17 protein-coding genes are annotated in these 18,481 nt (G+C 38.2%); 16 read left to right on the top strand and 1 reads right to left on the bottom strand.

What is annotated here, in order from left to right:
• The first annotated feature begins 80 nt into the window (after positions 1–80).
• From DW019_RS12205 to DW019_RS12255, 11 genes are all read left to right on the top strand, one after another.
• Positions 81–2,345 carry an AAA family ATPase gene (locus DW019_RS12205; protein WP_118443664.1) on the top strand — a complete coding sequence of 755 codons (2,265 nt, stop codon included), beginning with the start codon at positions 81–83 and terminating at the stop codon, positions 2,343–2,345.
• Positions 2,346–2,493: 148 nt separating this feature from the next.
• On the top strand, positions 2,494–4,908 hold the full coding sequence (locus DW019_RS12210) for a VirB4-like conjugal transfer ATPase, CD1110 family (RefSeq protein ID WP_118443666.1): 2,415 nt from the start codon (positions 2,494–2,496) through the stop codon (positions 4,906–4,908).
• 81 nt (positions 4,909–4,989) lie between these two features.
• Positions 4,990–5,799 (top strand): PD-(D/E)XK nuclease family transposase, encoded by an 810-nt coding sequence (locus DW019_RS12215; protein ID WP_243024156.1) that lies wholly within the window; start codon positions 4,990–4,992, stop codon positions 5,797–5,799.
• A gap of 36 nt (positions 5,800–5,835) precedes the next feature.
• Positions 5,836–6,024, top strand: a complete 189-nt coding sequence (locus DW019_RS12220) for a hypothetical protein (protein WP_118443668.1) — start codon at positions 5,836–5,838, stop codon at positions 6,022–6,024.
• Between the two features lie 89 nt (positions 6,025–6,113).
• Positions 6,114–7,787, top strand: a complete 1,674-nt coding sequence (locus DW019_RS12225) for a lysozyme family protein (RefSeq protein ID WP_118443670.1) — start codon at positions 6,114–6,116, stop codon at positions 7,785–7,787.
• A gap of 105 nt (positions 7,788–7,892) precedes the next feature.
• A complete protein-coding gene (locus DW019_RS12230; RefSeq protein WP_118443672.1) occupies positions 7,893–8,609 on the top strand; it encodes a hypothetical protein in 717 nt (238 codons plus the stop codon).
• A 319-nt stretch (positions 8,610–8,928) separates the two neighbouring features.
• A complete protein-coding gene (gene mobC / locus DW019_RS12235) occupies positions 8,929–9,267 on the top strand; it encodes a plasmid mobilization relaxosome protein MobC (RefSeq protein ID WP_243024157.1) in 339 nt (112 codons plus the stop codon).
• Positions 9,251–10,336 (top strand): relaxase/mobilization nuclease domain-containing protein, encoded by a 1,086-nt coding sequence (locus DW019_RS12240; RefSeq protein ID WP_118443676.1) that lies wholly within the window; start codon positions 9,251–9,253, stop codon positions 10,334–10,336. The genes mobC and DW019_RS12240 overlap by 17 nt, the downstream gene beginning before the upstream one ends.
• Complete coding sequence (locus tag DW019_RS12245; RefSeq protein WP_118443678.1) at positions 10,333–10,863, top strand: hypothetical protein; 531 nt, start codon at positions 10,333–10,335, stop codon at positions 10,861–10,863. The genes DW019_RS12240 and DW019_RS12245 overlap by 4 nt, the downstream gene beginning before the upstream one ends.
• Positions 10,860–12,257: a hypothetical protein gene (locus DW019_RS12250; RefSeq protein WP_118443680.1), complete on the top strand. Its 1,398-nt coding sequence runs from the start codon at positions 10,860–10,862 to the stop codon at positions 12,255–12,257. Before DW019_RS12245 ends, DW019_RS12250 begins: the two co-directional genes overlap by 4 nt.
• A gap of 10 nt (positions 12,258–12,267) precedes the next feature.
• A complete protein-coding gene (locus tag DW019_RS12255) occupies positions 12,268–14,559 on the top strand; it encodes a VirD4-like conjugal transfer protein, CD1115 family (RefSeq protein WP_182431129.1) in 2,292 nt (763 codons plus the stop codon).
• A gap of 24 nt (positions 14,560–14,583) precedes the next feature.
• On the opposite strand, the gene DW019_RS15165 is transcribed toward DW019_RS12255, so the two are convergent.
• Positions 14,584–14,736, bottom strand: a complete 153-nt coding sequence (locus DW019_RS15165; RefSeq protein WP_182431130.1) for a hypothetical protein — start codon at positions 14,734–14,736, stop codon at positions 14,584–14,586.
• A 275-nt stretch (positions 14,737–15,011) separates the two neighbouring features.
• Here DW019_RS15165 and DW019_RS12260 point away from each other — a divergent pair, with 275 nt between their 5' ends.
• The 5 genes from DW019_RS12260 to DW019_RS12280 all read left to right on the top strand — a co-directional run bounded on the left by DW019_RS12260 (position 15,012) and on the right by DW019_RS12280 (position 18,318).
• Positions 15,012–15,587, top strand: coding sequence for a VanZ family protein (locus DW019_RS12260; protein ID WP_118443684.1), 576 nt, complete (start codon positions 15,012–15,014; stop codon positions 15,585–15,587).
• Positions 15,584–15,982, top strand: coding sequence for a hypothetical protein (locus DW019_RS12265; protein WP_118443686.1), 399 nt, complete (start codon positions 15,584–15,586; stop codon positions 15,980–15,982). The genes DW019_RS12260 and DW019_RS12265 overlap by 4 nt, the downstream gene beginning before the upstream one ends.
• A gap of 53 nt (positions 15,983–16,035) precedes the next feature.
• Complete coding sequence (locus DW019_RS12270) at positions 16,036–16,494, top strand: sigma-70 family RNA polymerase sigma factor (protein ID WP_117479814.1); 459 nt, start codon at positions 16,036–16,038, stop codon at positions 16,492–16,494.
• 37 nt (positions 16,495–16,531) lie between these two features.
• Complete coding sequence (locus DW019_RS12275; protein WP_117479812.1) at positions 16,532–17,707, top strand: hypothetical protein; 1,176 nt, start codon at positions 16,532–16,534, stop codon at positions 17,705–17,707.
• A gap of 143 nt (positions 17,708–17,850) precedes the next feature.
• Complete coding sequence (locus DW019_RS12280; protein WP_118443688.1) at positions 17,851–18,318, top strand: hypothetical protein; 468 nt, start codon at positions 17,851–17,853, stop codon at positions 18,316–18,318.
• The last annotated feature ends 163 nt before the right edge of the window (positions 18,319–18,481 follow it).

The raw sequence follows: 18,481 nt of genomic DNA on the forward strand, positions 1-18,481 counted from the left end.
TGCTGAAAAGGATATGTTACTATAGAAGAAAAACATATGTGAGAAAAACATAACATAATACCGATATAAGGAGGGGTTCGATGAAAATAACTTTTTCAACCATTAAAAGTGGCGAAATATTTTGTGATGATTTCCTTTGCCTTACTGATTTAAATGGAACAATTGAGTTTAAACATATGCAAACAGCAGGCGGAATTGCTGTTGTATATGCACCTAATGGAACAGGAAAATCAAGTTTGGCTAGTTTGCTTGATACAGAAGTAACAGATGAGAGTAGGAAATTTGTTGCTGCGGATGAGTATGGAAATGAAATTAAACCTGAGACGGGAACTTTTCATGTTATACACGATCAATTAAATAGAAACGTAATTCGTGGAAAAACTACGGACTATTTGATAGGTGCACAAATTCGTAGAGAATATGAATTAAGAGATAGGCTTAGTGTGGCATATCAAAATGCATTTAGTCAACTCAGTTCTAAATATAAAACAGATTACAAGGTGTCGAAAGTAGGAGATTGTATACTCGTACACATGCAGTCTTTGCAAGATACGGTACACCAAACAGCTTATCCGTTTATCCGTAGTATTGTAAATTCTCGGCAAAGAGGAAAAGACATTGATAAAGATAAGTTTGTTGAATTTATTCGAGATGAAGCCAATATTCCTAATCTTGTAGAACTGGATGCTGATAAAAGAGGTTTTGTAATTAATGATCTTGCCAAGCCGAAAGTAATAGAGAAAATTATTTCAATTCATCCATATGAAATTTTGCCAGATGAAAATACGATCTTAATTGAGCGGCATGATGATGCAATTGGTATATTGAAGAAATATCATCAACTCGATTCATGTGTGGTTTGTGACAGTCACATATCCGACGGGAGTGAACTTCTTGAAAGCAAGAAAGAAAATAGAAATAACATATACAATAATCTTGACTCAAAAACAAAAGAAATTTTGGATAAAGTTGTCTGCGATAGTTCTTTAAATAACGAAGACCCATTCGAAATTAAAAGAATTGTTAGTGCGTTTATTGCAGATGGAGAACCAACTGAACTAATTGAATTGCAAGAAAATCTAAAACGGCATATTATTACAATAGGTGACGAAATGATTAACATTTTGTGCCATTGTTTTGACGATACAAATTTCTTTAGTGACTATGATGAACATGCTCAATTGACAGAGAGCCAACCTGAACTTGATTCCGAGGAACTCATGTTTATTGAGAATATTATAAGTGAGAACATAGGAAAAGATATTACTATTATTCGAGACGAAGAAAATGATAGGAACTATAAGTTAATGATAGGGGATAAAGCTTTGCTCGGAACGGATCCAAAGGACATGGAACTAAGTAGGGGGGAACAAAATTTTATCTCTTTGACTTTTGAGTTTTTACTTGCAAGACACTCGGATAAAGAATATGTCATTTTGGACGATCCCATATCAAGTTTGGATTCTGTTTATAAAAATAAGATTGCATTTTGCATTATCAAATTTTTGGAAAATAAGAAACAACTGGTTCTTACTCATAATACGGATTTGATTCGTTTGTTAGATGTTCAACTTAACAATTGTTTCAATTTGTATATAATGAATAACATTTTGGATGGGACAAATGGATTTATTTCAGTTTCAGAGAAAGAAAAGAAGTTACTAATTAATCTTCACGATTTAGTATCCTTTTTTCAAAACAAAAACAATGAACTGGTAGATAATATACATAATAGAAGACATTTTTTGATGGCGATGGTTCCATTTATGCGTGGGTATGCTCATATTAGTTTGGATTCAGATGATCGTTATGGCCAACTTTCGGGAATCATGCATGGGTATGGAACTAATAATAGCTTGGATGTTCTTTCCGTTTACAATTCGCTTTTTGGAAATATATTTGATGGTGAAGAAATAATTAGTGTTTCTGATATTCTTGAAGTTGATTATAGTGCTTTGGATATTCTTGATAAGACTCAATATCCATTATTGTCAGATACTCTTGAACAGACACTTATTTATTATCATTTACGTATGAAAGTTGAAAAGGAACTGGTTGATGTTTTTCATCTTCGTACAGATGATATGATGATGTTAAATCAAATAATTCAGAAAGCATTTAGATGCAATGAAAATGATCCGAATTTTGAAAGAATGAGAGAGTATCGAGTATTTTTTACAAGTAGAAAGACACTTCTCAATGAGTTTAATCACTTTGAAGGAAACATGAATATATTTCAACCAGCCATAGATATTTCAAAAGAGTCTCTTAAAAAAGAGATGGAAGCAATTAGAAATAAATTGGAAGAGATTAGAGCATTTGTTTCTTCGCAGGAAAATGCCTAGAATATTTGCTATAAAAAGTAGAGTTATTGAATAGACAAGAGTATCGAACCACTTATGATTGGGATTGATATTGCAAATTGATATTTTGCTTAAAAAAGAATTACTTCGGTAGTTCTTTTTTTGATGAAGAAAAAGGAGGATTAAAACAATGTTAAAACTATTAAAAAAGGAAACACATACACCACAGACAGAACGGATTTACAAAGTTCCGCTGTGTATTCAGGACACCATACCCATTTATCGGATTGCGGAAAATGGAATCTTTGAATTAGAAAAACCAACATCCGGTTCAAAAAAGGGAATACACCAGTTTGACCGGATGTATCTGTTTGAGGATATTAACTTCTCAACACAGGATGAAGAGGAAAAGGAAGATACCTGTTCCAAGTTTGAAACGCTTCTGCGTTCCATGAATGTCAGCTATAAGATTATTGTATCGAATCATTATGCCGACAACAATAAACTGCGGGAAGAGATTCTTCAAAAGGCGGTCAGTAAAGAGATGGAACCTCTAGCTAAGGAATATCACAAAATGATAGGGGAGCGTTTGGAAGAAGGGCGGGGCGGCTTGCTGCAATCCAAATATTTTGTTGTGAGCTGCCGAAAGCCGGATTACGAAAGTGCAAAGACCTATTTTAATACCATTGAATTTTCCATTCAGCAATTATTCCACCGGTTGGGAAGTTGCCTGATACCATTGGATGCCACGGAACGCCTGCGAGCACTACATAGTTATTATCGCATGGGGGAAGAGGCATCTTTTTCTTTTGACTGGAATGAGTATCTGCACTTAAAAAGAGACTGGAGAAATGACATTATCAATACTTCGTTAAGGGAAAAACCGGAACATCTGGAGATGGAGGGTGGAACCTGTGCGTGTGTCATGTTTGTGAGAAAGTACCCCAATGGTTTAACCGACCAGTTTCTCAATGAACTTACCAATATGAATTTTCCAATTATCTATACCATGGATGTAGAGCCGTTGGATAACAACGTGGCTTACCAGATGATTATGAAAAAGTATATGGCTAATGAGAGAAGTATTAACCGGGAACAGGAAATGAAAAACGAAAATGGAGATTATTCTACCAATATCAATTATGAGCGGCGAAAACAGCAAAGAGATACGGAAGAGATGTTAGACCGGATTTCCTCCTTTGATGAGCGACTTTTGTATGTGGGAATTACGATTGTGGTAAAAGCAAACTCCATAGAAGAACTGGAGGAGCGTACCGAGAAGATTAAAATCATCGGTCAGACCCACAACATGGACATTGTGCCACATTCCCATAAACAGTTGGATGCATTGAATACTTCTCTGCCCACAGGAGCGAGATTTGTGGATACCATGCGGACGATAACATCCGAAGAACTTTCCATTTTTATTCCGTTTAATGTGCAGGAGATTAACGATAATCAGGGATACTGCTATGGATTTAATAAGGTGTCCAAAAACCTTATCATTGGAAACCGGAAGTTATTGAAGAATGGAAATGGGATGGTGTTTGGTGTCCCCGGTTCGGGAAAATCCTATAATGAAAAATCGGAAATGGGACAAGTCCTGTGCTTTTCTACGGATGACATTATTGTCATTGACCCCATGTCAGAGTATAAGGACATTGCGGCAGCATGGGGAGGACAGTATATCAATCTGTCCCAGTCTGCAGAAAATGTATATTATGTCAATCCGTTCCATGTGCCGGATGTGGTGCCGGATATAGACCGGTTTGTGGCAGAGAAAGCGGAATTTGCCTACGCTATCTGCGAACAGGCTTTGAAACCGACACCCCTTACCAGCCGCCACATAGCAGTCATTGACAAGGCGGTACGAGACATGTATTCGGAATACTTCAAACAGAAAAATGACAGACGGCGAAAGCGGAAGACTCGACTGGAGTCTCCAACGATTCGTACCATGCGTGATGGGATTGCGGAAAGAAGTGAGGGGAATGATTCTGCCATTGAATTGGTTGAGCAGTTGGAAGTGTTTGCGGATGGAACCTTAGATATTTTCGCAAGAGAGCAGTCCATTTCGGAAGAAAACCGATTTACCGTGTATGGCTTCTCGGAACTTGGTAAGCGTATGAGAGCTATGGCGATGCTTGTGATGATTGAGAGTATTACTGCAAAAATCAAGTATAACCAGTCGGATGGTGTTGCGACTTGGGTGTATGTGGATGAAATGCACGAGTTATGGGGAGAGGAGTATAGTCTTCATGCACTGGAAAAGATGTGGCGTGAGGTGCGTAAGAGGGGCGGTATCTGTACCGGTATGAGCCAGAACCTTATTGATGCACAGCGCAATCGTTCCACCAAAACGATGGTATCCAATTCAGAATTTATGCTTTTACTGGATCAGGGGACGATGGACAAAGAAGCTGTGGAAGATTTGTTTGACATATCAGCGGAACAGCTTGCCTGTGTCAATGGTGCAGACCCCGGAATGGGACTCATCCGTTTTGGGGATAAGATTGTTCCCTTTGATAATACCATGAAAAAAGATAGTGAATTGTATCAGTTGTTTAATACGAACTTTCATGAGATTGCAGGTACTACGAGATAGTAGGACTAAAATTTTTAAAAAAGCTGGTTTTCAAAAGTTCATGTCTGATGTATAATTAGAATAGCGAAAGAAGGTGAAGGTTTGAGTACAACAGAACAGACACATCAGCAGGATTTAGAGAGGCTGAAATTATTTCGATATATGGATGATGATTTTATGACTGCTTGTCTGGAAGATAATTATGAGGCTGTAGAACTTATACTTCGAATTGTTTTGGGGCAAGAGGATATTACAATCAAATCGATTCGGGTGCAAGATTCCATGAAAAATTTGCAAGGGCGTTCTGCTATTTTAGATGTTCATGCAGTTGACAATACAGGTAAAGAGTTCGATTGTGAAATCCAGAGGTCAGATAAGGGAGCAGGAGTAAAAAGAGCCAGACATAACAGCAGTTTGCTGGATGCGCATATACTAAAACCAGGGGAAGATACAGAAAATATTCCTGACACTTATGTGATTTTTATTACAGAAAACGATGTAATGAAAGGAAAACAGCCGATATATCCGGTAGAGAGATATATTACGATTGGTGAAGAGAAAGTATTGTTTGGGGACGGTTCGCATATTCTATATGTGAACGGGAAATATCGAGGAGATGATGAAGTTGGGAAATTAATGCACGACTTCTCATGTACCGATCCGGACGATATGAATTATGAAATACTTGCAAAAAAAGCAAGATATTTTAAGCAGGACGAGAAAGGAGTGGCTACTATGTGTAAGTTGATGGAAGATATGAGAAGTGAAGCAGCGCATGATAAGGTAAAAGAGAAAGCAATTCTCATGTTAAAAAATGGGAAGATTTCTTTTGATGAAGTATCGGTATTCTTTTCCGAATTATCCGATGAAGAAATCGAGGAAATCAAATCTAAAATTATGCATTTGGTATGATTTGTGCAGACCGAAATGGAGTGTAGAAGGGCTACTATGTGTAAGATGATGGAAGATATGAGAAATGAAGCAGCACATGAAGCTGCGCATGATAAGGTAAAAGAGAAAGCTATTCTCATGTTAAAAAATGGGAAGATTTCTTTTGATGAAATATCGGTATTCTTTTCCGAATTATCTGATGAAGAAATCGAGGAAATCAAATCTAAAATCATGCAGTTAGCATAATTGGTAAAAGAGATTAATAGGAAGGACGCATGGAACAGTAAAATGTGAACCATGTGTCCTTTTCTTTACAGATGAGGTGGTGAAATAACGTGGAGCAGTTAGATAAAGAGGTGATTGACGAACTTAGCGAACCGGCAAAAAGAGTTTTTCGTTCCTTAGATTATCGTTCCCAACGCCGGATGTTAAAGAAGGCAAAAGAGATGGGAAAACAAAAAAAGAGAAAAACACAGCAAAAAGAACGGATAAAAAAGAAGTCCATCACAAAAAAGCAAATAAAGAAAGAGCAGGCGAAAGAGAGAGGCAGTTCTACTAAGAGAAATCAAAGTAGAACTGCCTCTTTTGTCGGAACAGAAATCAAAGATACTTCTGCAAAGATATTGCAGGCTATGCTGCTTGGAACAACAATGAGTGAAGAAACTTATGAGAGTAATTCCGAAAAGCAAGGGGATACGACGGCAGGAAAAGTTTCTGCGGAAGTTACACAGAAATCCATGCGAGGTGTCAAGTATGGTGTGCGTTCGCTGTATCGCAAAAGACAGCAAAAGAAAATGCAGAAACAGGCAGCAAAGAAAAGTGCACAGAGTACCAAACAGGGGATAAAAAGTGCATCAAAAGCAATTCAGCAGATCGGAAAGATTATGACAAGCATCGTGCAGTCGGTGGCGGCAAATCCGGTGGTATGGATTGTCCTTCTTGTGGTTCTGTTGATGGCAGTAATTGTAGGTGCGATTGGTGCTGTGATTGGTTCCGGGGGTGCGGCTAACAGTGCAGAAGATTATACCTATCAGGCACAGGTGTCGGAACAGACAGAATCTTATCGTGACATGGTGGTGGACTATTGCGAAAAGTATGGCATAGATGATTACGTGGATTTGTGTCTGGCGGTAATTGAACAGGAAAGTGGAGGAAATCCGCCGGATGTGATGCAGACGGAGCAGTCTTACTATAATGTCAATCCACCGATTGATACGGCGGAGGAAAGCATTGACTGTGGTACGCATGAGTTGTCAGACTGTCTGACAAAAGCAAAAAGTAAAAGCCCCAACGACATCAAAGGCATTTCTTTAGCATTGCAAGGTTACAACTTTGGAAACGGGTATATTGATTGGGCACTAAAGAATTATGGTTGTTATAGCAAGGAAAATGCAGAAATATTTTCGCAGAAGATGTGTGTCGAGCTTGGTTACGATTCCTATGGGGACGTGGAGTATGTTCCTCATGTGCTGCGGTATTACATAGCCAATCCGGAGACTACGGTTACAAATGAAAGTGCGAACAGTATTCTGAAAGAATTAAAAGAGAATAATACGGCACCGGCAGAGGCTTGGGAAGTGATTGAGAAAGGAGCGTCTCTGATTGGTTCCGTTAAGTACAGCATGGAGCAACGACAGGTGGATGGCAGGGATAATCCGGAGTTTTTAGATTGTTCTTCTTTTACTGCATGGGCATTTCATAAATCCGGCATTACCAGTGTACCTTATGCATCTACCACAGCAACTTTTATATCTTCCAAGAAATTTGAGGATATCAGTGGGGATAAATTGCAACCCGGTGATATTGGACTGAAGAGTAAGACCGGAGGAACCGGCGGAGCGAATCATGTAGGAATATACTGTGGAAAAATGAAAAACGGCACCGTGGTATGGATTCACTGTACCAGTTCCAGTAGCACATCTCTGACCGGGAACTCGGAAGGAGCTATGTTTGGTGCCTATACAAATTTTACTTATTTCCGGCGGTTGAAAAAGTGGAACAAAGATTAGCATCACGTTTGGACAAAATGTCCAGACGTGAATATCAGACAGAGAGGAGAAGGATTAGCGTTTGGACAAAATGTCCAAACGTAGATAACAGAATGGAGAGAGACTATGTGGAGAAAAATACGAAGATTTTATTGGTATCGTAGGGACAGAGGACTTGGGAAACAGACCATAGCCATGGCAGTCATGCTTCTGCTTTTGGTTATTATTTTGGCAGGGGCGATTGCCAAAAGTATAGTACCCCAAAAGGATTTACGAAATGAAGCAGAGATACCGGCAAACACAGCAACAGGCCCAGCAATAAGTACATCACCTGCAACGGGGGCGGCTGTTTTAGAGGAAGAAACAGGTTCAAAGGAAGTGCCTTCAGATAACAACAAAGCGTTGGATGTAGATACTACTGGGTTAAGTTCTTTTTTAGGATTTATGTCTGAGTCTGCCTTTGAAGATTTGGAAAATCAGTTGACTGTCCTGTGCCAGAATCGGGGATGTAAGTCTGCAAAGAAATTGACCTATCAGCAGACAAAGAATAGGTTTGATGTGACAAGTTTTATTCTTTTGTCGGATGGGAGTGTATATCAGTGCGATTACAATCTGAAGAGTTGTGCGGTCGAATTTTCGCAGACAAGTTATACGGAGGCAGATATTCAGCAGATGAAAGAACAACAATTACGAGCAGAGCAGGAAACGTTGAAAAAGCAGCAACAGGAAGAAAAGAAAAAACTGCAAAAACAAAAGAAAGCATCTAAGAAACGTTCTTCCAAGAAAAAATCGAAAAAGAAGTCAGCCAAAAAGACTTCAAAGAAGAAAAAAAGTAAAAAGTAACCATATTTCAGGGGTATAAGGGGTGTCCCCTTACAAGATATGTGCATGGATGTGGACACATCATGCGTATCTTGCAGGGCTTGAATGAGAAGACAAAATGTATATTTTATGGTCATTAGATGCACATCAAAAACGCCTAAAAATAGCTAAAAATCAAGCAAAAACAGTACGTTTGGACAAAATGTCCAGACGTGATGAGGTAAGACAGGACAAAAGTTAGCGTTTGGACAAAATGTCCAGACGTGATGAGGTTAGACAGGACAAAAAATTTACGTTTGGACATAATGTCCAAACAGAAAGGGATGAAATTGTGAATGACATGAAAACAGAAATGCTTCGGGTACGAATGACGCCGGAAGAAAAGGCGGCATTACACAAGCAGGCAAGTTTGCATCGGAAGAGTATGAGTGAATATATCCGAAGTGTGGCTAAGTGTCCGCCGGATGTGACCAGGGATGAGTTTGATGCTTCTATCGTAAGGATGATTTATGAGATTAACAAGATTGGTGTCAATATCAATCAGATTGCGAAAAAATATAACGAACATCAATATGTCGAACCTAGTGCAGATTTGTTGGATAAGTTAGATGAAGTGTATGCCATGATGAAAAGCACCATACGGATTATGAAAGGTGGAAAAGATGTCACTGATTATTAAAATGGATGCCATTAAGACAGAGGAACATTTACGGAAATCCATTCCTTACATTATGAATGAAAAAAAGACAGGTGGATTGTGTTTTAGCAATTCCGGTATTACTTCGGAGCAGATTCTTGATACATTTTTTTTGACAAAACAAATACATCCAACACTTGGAACGAGACAAGGGTATCATTTCAAGTTTTCATTTTCCAAAGATGAGACGATAGAAGCGGAGCAGGCACTTCTATTTATAAAGGACTGGGTGGATGAATATCTGGCAGAGAATTATGATTATGCCTGTTCTGTCCATAAAGACCGGGAGCATATGCACATGCATCTGGTGTTTAATTCTGTAAGCAGAGATGGCGGAAAGTATCGTTATGAGAGGGGCGATTGGGAGAATGTTATTCGACCGCTAACAAACTGTCTGGCTCAGAAATATCATACCGGACCATTAAAAGAAAAGAATCCGGCGTTGGATTACTCGACAGATTACGACAAGAAAAAGGGAAATATGACAGGCAGAGAACGTGTGGAAAGAGATATGGATGAATGTATTTTGCTAAGTAAGTCTTATGCGGATTTTAAGAACAGAATGGTAAGAGATTTCCATTACCGGCTGCGGGAAGGTGTATCAAGGGAGCATGGTGTATATCTTGCCCTTACACCGCCGGGCAGAGGAAAAGCCATTCGGACGTATCGTTTGAGTGACGGATACATGCCGGTAGATATTGACCGGCGTATTGACGCAAAGGCAGGGAAATCGTTGCTGCAAAAAAGTGGTAAGAGAATACAAAGTGCTTCCAAACTGGACTGGGCAATGAGCCGCAACTATCAGTTTGTTCCGTATAAAGAAATGTCAGATTATCAGAAAGCCATGGTCCGACAGGTGCTAGAAGCAAGACGGTTGTATCGAAGAACCGGAACACCGCTCTATCTGCATGAGCAGAGTGTTCGTGTCGTGCAGCGGATGAAAAAGGATACCAAGCAATGTGGCATTTATATCAAACGAAAAGAAGTAAGAAGTACGCAAAGAGAACTGGAAAAAGTGATGAAGCAAAGCAGGAGGAATAAAACGTTATGACAGAAGAACAGATGAGTATGATGAAGAAACTGATAAAAAAACATGGGATTGGGGCAACCGATGGAGAGTGGTCGTTAGTTTATCTGGGAGTTCGATATGGATTGTCGGAACAACAGGTTGATGAATATTTAACACTGGATACCACAGAGTTATTGCTAAAGCATGAAAAAATGCTGTGTATCATTTTGGGAGTGGATGTGGCACAGGATAGTAAGATTCCTTTGATTGAAAATCCGGTGGGGAGATTGCAGATGATTTTTAAGGAACATTTTTATAAAAAGGAGTCTGAAAGCGGATATGAAAAAGTGATGCAGTATATTATCAAAGATACTGCTCTTTCTGCAGCGCAGATCGAGCAGTTAAGGAAGGCGGTAGAAGCCAAAATGCCGTCGAATGATGTTCTTGAAATGGCACAGAATCGAAAAGATGTGATGGAGATTCGACGCTGTATTGAATTTTATGAAATGATGAGGCAAAAAGAGGAATCGAAGGATAAATCAAAGAAAAGCAGGAGGGATAGCCGATGAGTGAAGAATTACAATCATTAGTACAAATTATAGAATTATATGGAAAAGGACTGGGAGGACTGGGACGGGCGCTGCGTTTTTCTGCAAAAGGAGCAGCAAAAGGCGTGCAGATTGCCCAGGTGAAGCGTTTACAACACCGTATGAAACTTCATTATGCCAGTGAGGGAACACATAACACGATGAAACTGTGTGATTTGGAAAAGATGACAGGTGGCAGATATGTGATTCTCAACATTCCTATCGAGGGTGAAAAAGAACTGATACCGTTTTATGACCGGCTAAAGAAGATGCGGGTTTCTTTTGCGGAGCTGCCGGATTTGAAACTGGGAGATGGTTATACCCAGATTGCCTATAATCCGGATGATGTGGAAAATGTGAGGTTAGTGATTGATTATTACAAAAAGAAATTGCGGGAAACACCAAAGGATATCGACATTGATGAGTATATGGCAATGGCAGGACCGGATGGCAGGGATTATCTGGAAGAACTTGCCGTCAAAGGATATGAAGGCATGATGCATGTAGAGCAGTTGGAGGAGATTCAGAATAGAATCAACGATAAGGACTATCTGCCAATCAGTATCAATATCGAATCCTTACTTTTGCGGGAGGAAAAGGATGCGTACATCTTTCGGGTTCCCCGTGAAAGAACAAGAGAAGCATCCTCCCGTGCAATTCGGGTCAAAAAAGAAGATTGTATTCTTTTGGATGAGGGGCAGACGGTGATTACCTGTCTTGCCAGAAAAGAGGATGTTTTCGGATATGTTCTTGATAACAGAGAAAATCCAGATTTTTCTGAACCGGTAAAACTGGATGTGAAGGAACTGGAAAAGGCATTTGCCCCTGTGGGAGAAGAACGAGTGGAACTGATTGGTAAGTTAAAACCAGAGTATGCGGGGATATTTCCTTCTTTTAATCAGGGGCAGGAGAATGAGGAACCATCTTTTGCCCCTAATTCTGTAGCTGAGAAATCCATGGAAAAAGTGCTGTCCATGGAGGCAATGAAAGAAAATTACCAAAGTACGGAGTACATTCCGGTTACTTTTGATATGGATACCCAGATGGTAGCAGAGTCAAAAAACATTTATGTGACTCATCTTCCGAAGGAACAGCAGGAATCGCCGGATATTTTGCGTTGCATCTGTCTGGACAAGTCAGATACAAAACTATCTGAGGATGGAAAACGACTCCATGCGTATCTGAAACGTTCGGAATCCTCAGAAATCACAGAGTATAGTCTGGATGGGAAGGCACTTCGTACTTATGCTAAGAAAAATGAAGAGATTGCCACAGAGTGTTTGAAACATCAGAGAAGTCGTTGGAGAAGTAATGACCCGTCACTTGAGAAAATATTACTACAAAAAGTTTCTAAACCAACAGGAAAGAAAAGGTAGGGATGAATCAATGAGAAAGAAAAAGGAAAAAAGCCGTGCAACGTATGTTGCCGGGGATGCCAAAAAGAGAAGATTGCGGATGTTAATAAAAGTGTGTGTGGTTTTGTTACTGCCCACACTTTATTTTTTTTATAGCCTGAGCGGATTGTATATCATGGATGTAGAACTGACAAACCTGAAAAAGCAAATCTTATGGTGTGTTCTTCATCCGCTGCGGGTGTATAACGATAAAAGTCTGAGTATGGTTCTGGTAGGAGGATTGTTGTGGATGATATTAAGTTTTTCTGCTTATAACCGCATGGATCATAATCGGATGCCTGGAAATGAGTTTGGTTCGGCAAAATGGGGAGAAGTTCGTGACTTCAATGAAAAATATGCGGCTAAGGATACCGGGAAAACTTCGGAGTTGTCTGCGGAGAATAAGGTACTGTCGCAAAATGTACGGTTTCGTTATGACTCCGATACACTGCGAAACAATAATGTTTTCGTGGTTGGCGGTAGTGGTGCCGGAAAGACTGCATTCTTTTTGACACCGAATTTGATGTCTTTGCATGACTGTAACGTGTATACCGACCCGAAGGGGGGACTGGCGGAAGAACTGGGAGCCTGGCTCTCTAAACAGAAAGACACTAGGGTATATACGCTTAATCTATGCGAAATGGACAAAAGCATGCACTTTAATCCATTTCCCTATATACGGAATAAGAGCGATATTACAAAACTGGTTACGAACCTGATTCAGAATACCAATTCCCCTAATATTAAAAACTCAAGTGCAGACCCCTTTTGGGAAAAAGCCGAAAAAATGTTTTTAGAGAGCCTGTTTCTGTATGTTTGGATGGAGTGCCCGAAGGCTTATTTTAATACAGAAAAAGGGAAAGTAGAGTTGCTGCAGCAAAACTGGAAATCCATTCTTTTTTTATTGGATGAGGCGCAGTTTTTAGATAATGACACATCCCCCAAACTGGATGAGCGTATGAACGAACTTGCCAGAAAGAAACCAGACCATCCGGCAGTGAAAGCATACCAGAGATACCGTGGCGGCCCGGATGATACAATTCGTTCCGTCATTATGACAGTAAATGCCAGGATGCAGCCTTTTGATAATGAGGAACTTCTTGAAATCTTTTCTTCTAACGACATTCCATTGGACGAGTTTGGTACCGGGATAGATGGAGATGGAAAGACAAAGAGCAATCTGTTCATTATTATTCCGGACGATGACGATACCTTTAATTTTGTGCCGGGAATGGTATATACCATGCTCTTTCAGGAATTATACCGGCAGGCAAGATTCTTTGGTGGGAAACTTCCGATGGATGTAGGCTTTTGGTTAGACGAGATGGCGAATATTAAAATGCCCAATAATTTTGACAAAATACTGGCAACCTGTCGAAGCAGGGGCGTGTACTGTGTACCGATTTTGCAGTCACTGGCACAGTTAAAGACCTTGTTTGCCGATGGGGCATGGGAGGGTATCGTTGGTAACTGCGATACTTTTATTTATCTGGGTGGAAATGAAGCCAGCACCTATGAATATGTCTCGAAGTTACTTGGAAAGTGGACGATTGATAAACGAACCAGCGGAGAGAGTAAAGGTTCCAGTGGTTCCTATAGTGCGAACTATGATGTTCTGGGCAGAGAATTGATGTTAGAGTACGAAATCCGTCTGTTGCCGGATGATGAATGCATTATCTTTGTGCGTGGAGAAAATCCAATCCGGGATAAGAAGTGGTTCCCATGGGAACACGAAAAATATCTGGAAGCACGGAAATGTGGAGCATTTGTTCCGGCGGAGCAGAAAAAGATACAGGAAAAACAGATGGAGGAATGCCAGTTTGTAGGTGATGCATCGCTAGCGTACCTGAAGAAACAAAAGGATAAGAGCGAAAATATCCAAATCTATGGGATGGATGCGTTTGCGTTTATGATGATGGATTTGGATGGGATGGGACGAAAGATACATCCGGTTCCGGATGAAAAGAAGTCTGCACCAACCATTACTGCAGATATGATACAAACGGCAATTGAAGTGGAAAAGCGGCAAGATGAAGAAGAACAGAAAACACGGTATCTTGAAAACTTTGGAAAAATGTCCTTGCTAGACATCTACTCTTCGGATATGACAGGTTCTATTCGGAGAGCTGTGATAAAGGAACTACTTCAGGTAGGGGCGAGTGATGAGGTGATAAAAGATATTGTTCATCCAAAGTTTTCAGAGGACCAGGTGATTCAGAAAAAGAAGATGTGGATGGAGATGAGGGGTGGTTTGGAAACCGATTGGCAATTATCTAGAATATAAGAAATCTCCCCAATATTAAGCCGACTAACGCCCCGCAAGTGGCTCTGGGTTTGACATTGACTCGCTTTCTTTTGGATGGTAGTTATGCCAATCAAAGGCGGTTTCCGTGTCCGGAATGTAGGTTTCCACTGCGCCGGAATCATGGTTTCCTGACGCAAGAATATACACCAGGGACATAAAAAGTAAACACACCAAAACAAGGCGAAGTGACTTCTCCACCCGTTTAGTGACTTAATAGTAGCTACCTGATACAGGGAGCATCAGATTTCCTTTTGCTATCTACTATTATTGGCATAAGCGGGTTTAGGGGTGCGGACGAAATCCCCTGCATCACCTAAACTGGAATTTAGTTTGGCAGTTAAAATGAAACAATAAATTTTTTTTCAAATGAACCATTTGATGTTTTAAATCATCTTATATATGTAAGCTAGTTTACAAAGGAGAGTGCTGAGATGATAAGTATTGATTTTCATTATGAGACATTTTTGTTATTATTTTTAGTAAGTGCGTTAGTAATATGTATAGTATTGAAATTAAAAAAGAGAAAATTTTATGATTTTATTTTTAATTTATCTGTGTTATTGTATGTATTGCTATTGATAAAAGTAGTTTTTTTACCAATAAGAATTGTTTCGGACCAAACAAATTTTGCTATTTGGGAGGAAAATACAGGGAATTCATTGCAACTTGTTCCGTTTAAGACAATTATTCGGTCATTCTCAATAGGAGAGTGGAAAATGCAAGTTCTAGGTAATATATTACTATTACTTCCAGTTCCGATTTTTATGAAGTTACAGAATACTAAAAATACGTATTCAAACAAAAAACTGTTTTTGGTTGGATTAGCTTTAAGTTTTGCTATTGAAGTAATTCAATTCTGTATAAATATTTTAACTGGAGTCACAGAAAAAATTAGTGACATAGATGATCTTTTGTTGAATTTATGCGGAGTATTAGTTGGTATCATTCTTGCAAAATATGCTACAAAATTAAAAAAAATATTGATGAAAAAGGAGAGTGTAAAATGAGATTAAAAAGAACAATGTCGGTTTTGTTTTTTTGTACTATTTTCATGTTGACGTCTATCACAGTATTTGCAGCAACAAAAAGTCGAAGTAGTACATATAGTATATATCATGGAGTTTATTCTACGAATATGTCTATGAAAGATAAGGTTATTGTAAAATTGACCCCATCACAATGTAGTAAAAGTGACTTAGGACTCTATTTGGAGAAAAAATATTTCTGGGGATGGAGAAGTCCTGGAGTTGGTACTAATTCAAAAGATGTTTCATCCAAGTATAATTCTACTACAACTTTGGGCGGGGGTGTTCCGTCAGGAACATATCGAGTTTATATTAGAAACTGGGATGGTGTAAATCAAGCAAAGGGTAAAGTTGTATTCACGTGGACTAAGTCTTAACATATATGCTTTTGCGTATTATTGGTGGGAAAAAATGAGAGAGGATTGTGGATATGGAAAGCGAAGAGTTTATTTCTAGAATAAAAGAATATAAAAAAGAAATGTTTCTCTTGGCAGTTAGTATTGTGAAAAATTATCATGATGCAGAAGATGCTGTGGCAGAGACTATGTTGAGAGCATATGAAAAAATCCATACATTAGATGATAAAGAGTATTTTAAATTTTGGATTATGCAAATTCTTGTAAATAACGCTCGTATGATATTGAGGAAGAACAAGAGAGTTGTGTGCACGGAGGAAATGGATAGATATATGCTAGGAAATTCAGAATGTATATCGGATGTATGGGAAACTGTTCTGGCTTTAGAAGATGAACTTCGTACAATTGTTGTTTTGTATTATTATCAAGGGTTCAAAATAAGCGAAATTGCCAATGTATTGGATTTACCAGAGGGAACAATTAAGTCTAGGCTTTCCAGAGCAAGAAAAAATCTAAGAGAATTATTAAATTAGGTATTTGGTTAAAGTAATAGAGAAAGGATGAATAATAATGAAGGATTATTTTGATGTAAAATTTTCAGAGTTGTTACAGAAAAGTGAATTTGAATTGCCGAATTCATACGAAATGCGCTTTCAGAATACACTTGAAAAAATTTCTGCTAAAAAAGCGAAAAGATATTTTCTTTTGTTTCATTCCAAAGTTGCTGCGGTAATTGCACTGTGTGTAGTTTCTTTATCTTTGTCTATTGGTGCCGGAGCTGCTATTAACTTATATATACAGAGAATGAATTCTCTTAATGAAGAAGAAATGTTGACGTATAATTCTGAGGTACAGAATACTGATAAAGAGGCAGATAGCTTTTCGAGACAGTTATCTAAGTTAGAACGTGATAAAATGTTAGAGTTTAGAGAAGAATATGAAACTGAAGGAAGGTTTCCAACGAAGGAAATACTAAAAGTGCAGAAAAAAAGTGAAGTTGTCCACGGTGAACTTTGTTTTTGTGTAGAGAATAGTACATTCTATTTACCAAAACAGGAATTGACAGATGATGAGCTGCTCCAAATAATTGATTTTATGGAGAAACGTGATTATAGTGTCAGAAAGAAAAATTCGGTTTCAGAATTACCATCATCGGAAAATGAAAAAGTAAGTGAAGATGAAGCAGTAGAATTTGCGAAGAAAATATTAGCGGATGTTTATAATCTTGATATTACTTATGCTGATGAAGAAATTGAATTTGAAACTACTCAGAATTCAAAGGGAGAAAAATTGTCAAGTTATTTTGTTTACTTAAAAAATAGAAAATGGGAATTTGATGCCACTGTTGAGATAGATTCTGAAACTGGTGTGCTCAATGGAATTGATATAGACAATAAGTCTAAGGAAGAATGTATTTCTGGTATAAAAGTTGAAAAAAAACGATATCAAGAATATGGTTCTGAAATAAGGCAACTTTATGAACATCTTCAATATGGGAAAAACATTAAGAAAATGTGGGTTACTTATAATTATTTGGAAGATGGAACTTTGAATCGCGGTAATGTGAAATATGTTATTGAAACTGAAGATGGTAGAGGTTATGTATTCATATACAGTATCAATGCTGATATAGTATATGATATATACCAGATTCCTGATATTGAGTTTTTTGAGAAACAAGAAAAGCGAAACACTAAGGTAAATAGGAAAAATGGGATCTTGAGAGAAAAAATAATTTTAATGTAATTTAAAAGTGAACTTTGGGCATATTCCATTGAATGATTGAATATGCCTATAAGTGTTTACAAAATAGAAATAATTTTTGTTCATAAGCAAAATGTATTTGTGAAACTAAACAGAATACAGGAATAAATAGGAGGATAATTTTTATGATTACTAAAGCAAGAAAATGGATTATGGTAGCTTCACTTATGCTTACTATGTGTTTTGCTATTAATAATAGCACTAGCGCAAAGGCGGCAGTAGTTACAGAAGTAGCTACGCAAAATCTTAAACTAAATAATGCTATAAATGAAGCGAAAAATGAATATGAAGGGGACGTGATTGGCGTAGGAACCATAGAATTGGGCTCTGTGACATTATCTAGTAATAGTTATCAAGTTGCATCGACTAAAAGTATTGCAGAAAATGGTAATATTTTTGGAAATGGTGTAAGATTGAGAAAACTACCTAAAAAGACAGCAACGATCCTCGAGTTAATGTATAACAGGGAGCGAGTATGTATAAATTATACTAAAAGCGCAAAAGAGTCTAATGGAAAATGGTATTATGTAAAAAGAGTTAAAACAGGAACATGGGGCTGGGTTAATTATAACTATCTTTGTCATTGGGACTAGTAAAATTAATTGGATTTAGTTTTGATACTACATTTTGCTTTGAAATACATAAATCTTGTATAAGTAATTTGATGCAAGTAATTTAAATAATTGGAAATGGGGCTGTCGCAAAGTGATATGCTCCCTTCTAGGTAGACAAGTGAAATAATTAAACTTGTTACTT

The organism is Clostridium sp. AF37-5, from assembly GCF_003477605.1.
GTDB lineage: Bacteria > Bacillota > Clostridia > Lachnospirales > Lachnospiraceae > Eubacterium_F.

Bases quoted from the DNA above. Each gene is read 5' to 3' on its own strand.
- DW019_RS12205 (WP_118443664.1), top strand. From the start codon at position 81: ATGAAAATAACTTTTTCAACCATTAAAAGTGGCGAAATATTTTGTGAT.
- DW019_RS12210 (WP_118443666.1), top strand. From the start codon at position 2,494: ATGTTAAAACTATTAAAAAAGGAAACACATACACCACAGACAGAACGG.
- DW019_RS12220 (WP_118443668.1), top strand. From the start codon at position 5,836: ATGTGTAAGATGATGGAAGATATGAGAAATGAAGCAGCACATGAAGCT.
- DW019_RS12230 (WP_118443672.1), top strand. From the start codon at position 7,893: ATGTGGAGAAAAATACGAAGATTTTATTGGTATCGTAGGGACAGAGGA.
- mobC (WP_243024157.1), top strand. From the start codon at position 8,929: ATGAAAACAGAAATGCTTCGGGTACGAATGACGCCGGAAGAAAAGGCG.
- DW019_RS12240 (WP_118443676.1), top strand. From the start codon at position 9,251: ATGTCACTGATTATTAAAATGGATGCCATTAAGACAGAGGAACATTTA.
- DW019_RS12245 (WP_118443678.1), top strand. From the start codon at position 10,333: ATGACAGAAGAACAGATGAGTATGATGAAGAAACTGATAAAAAAACAT.
- DW019_RS12250 (WP_118443680.1), top strand. From the start codon at position 10,860: ATGAGTGAAGAATTACAATCATTAGTACAAATTATAGAATTATATGGA.
- DW019_RS12255 (WP_182431129.1), top strand. From the start codon at position 12,268: ATGAGAAAGAAAAAGGAAAAAAGCCGTGCAACGTATGTTGCCGGGGAT.
- DW019_RS15165 (WP_182431130.1), bottom strand. From the start codon at position 14,736: ATGTCCCTGGTGTATATTCTTGCGTCAGGAAACCATGATTCCGGCGCA.
- DW019_RS12260 (WP_118443684.1), top strand. From the start codon at position 15,012: ATGATAAGTATTGATTTTCATTATGAGACATTTTTGTTATTATTTTTA.
- DW019_RS12265 (WP_118443686.1), top strand. From the start codon at position 15,584: ATGAGATTAAAAAGAACAATGTCGGTTTTGTTTTTTTGTACTATTTTC.
- DW019_RS12270 (WP_117479814.1), top strand. From the start codon at position 16,036: ATGGAAAGCGAAGAGTTTATTTCTAGAATAAAAGAATATAAAAAAGAA.
- DW019_RS12275 (WP_117479812.1), top strand. From the start codon at position 16,532: ATGAAGGATTATTTTGATGTAAAATTTTCAGAGTTGTTACAGAAAAGT.
- DW019_RS12280 (WP_118443688.1), top strand. From the start codon at position 17,851: ATGATTACTAAAGCAAGAAAATGGATTATGGTAGCTTCACTTATGCTT.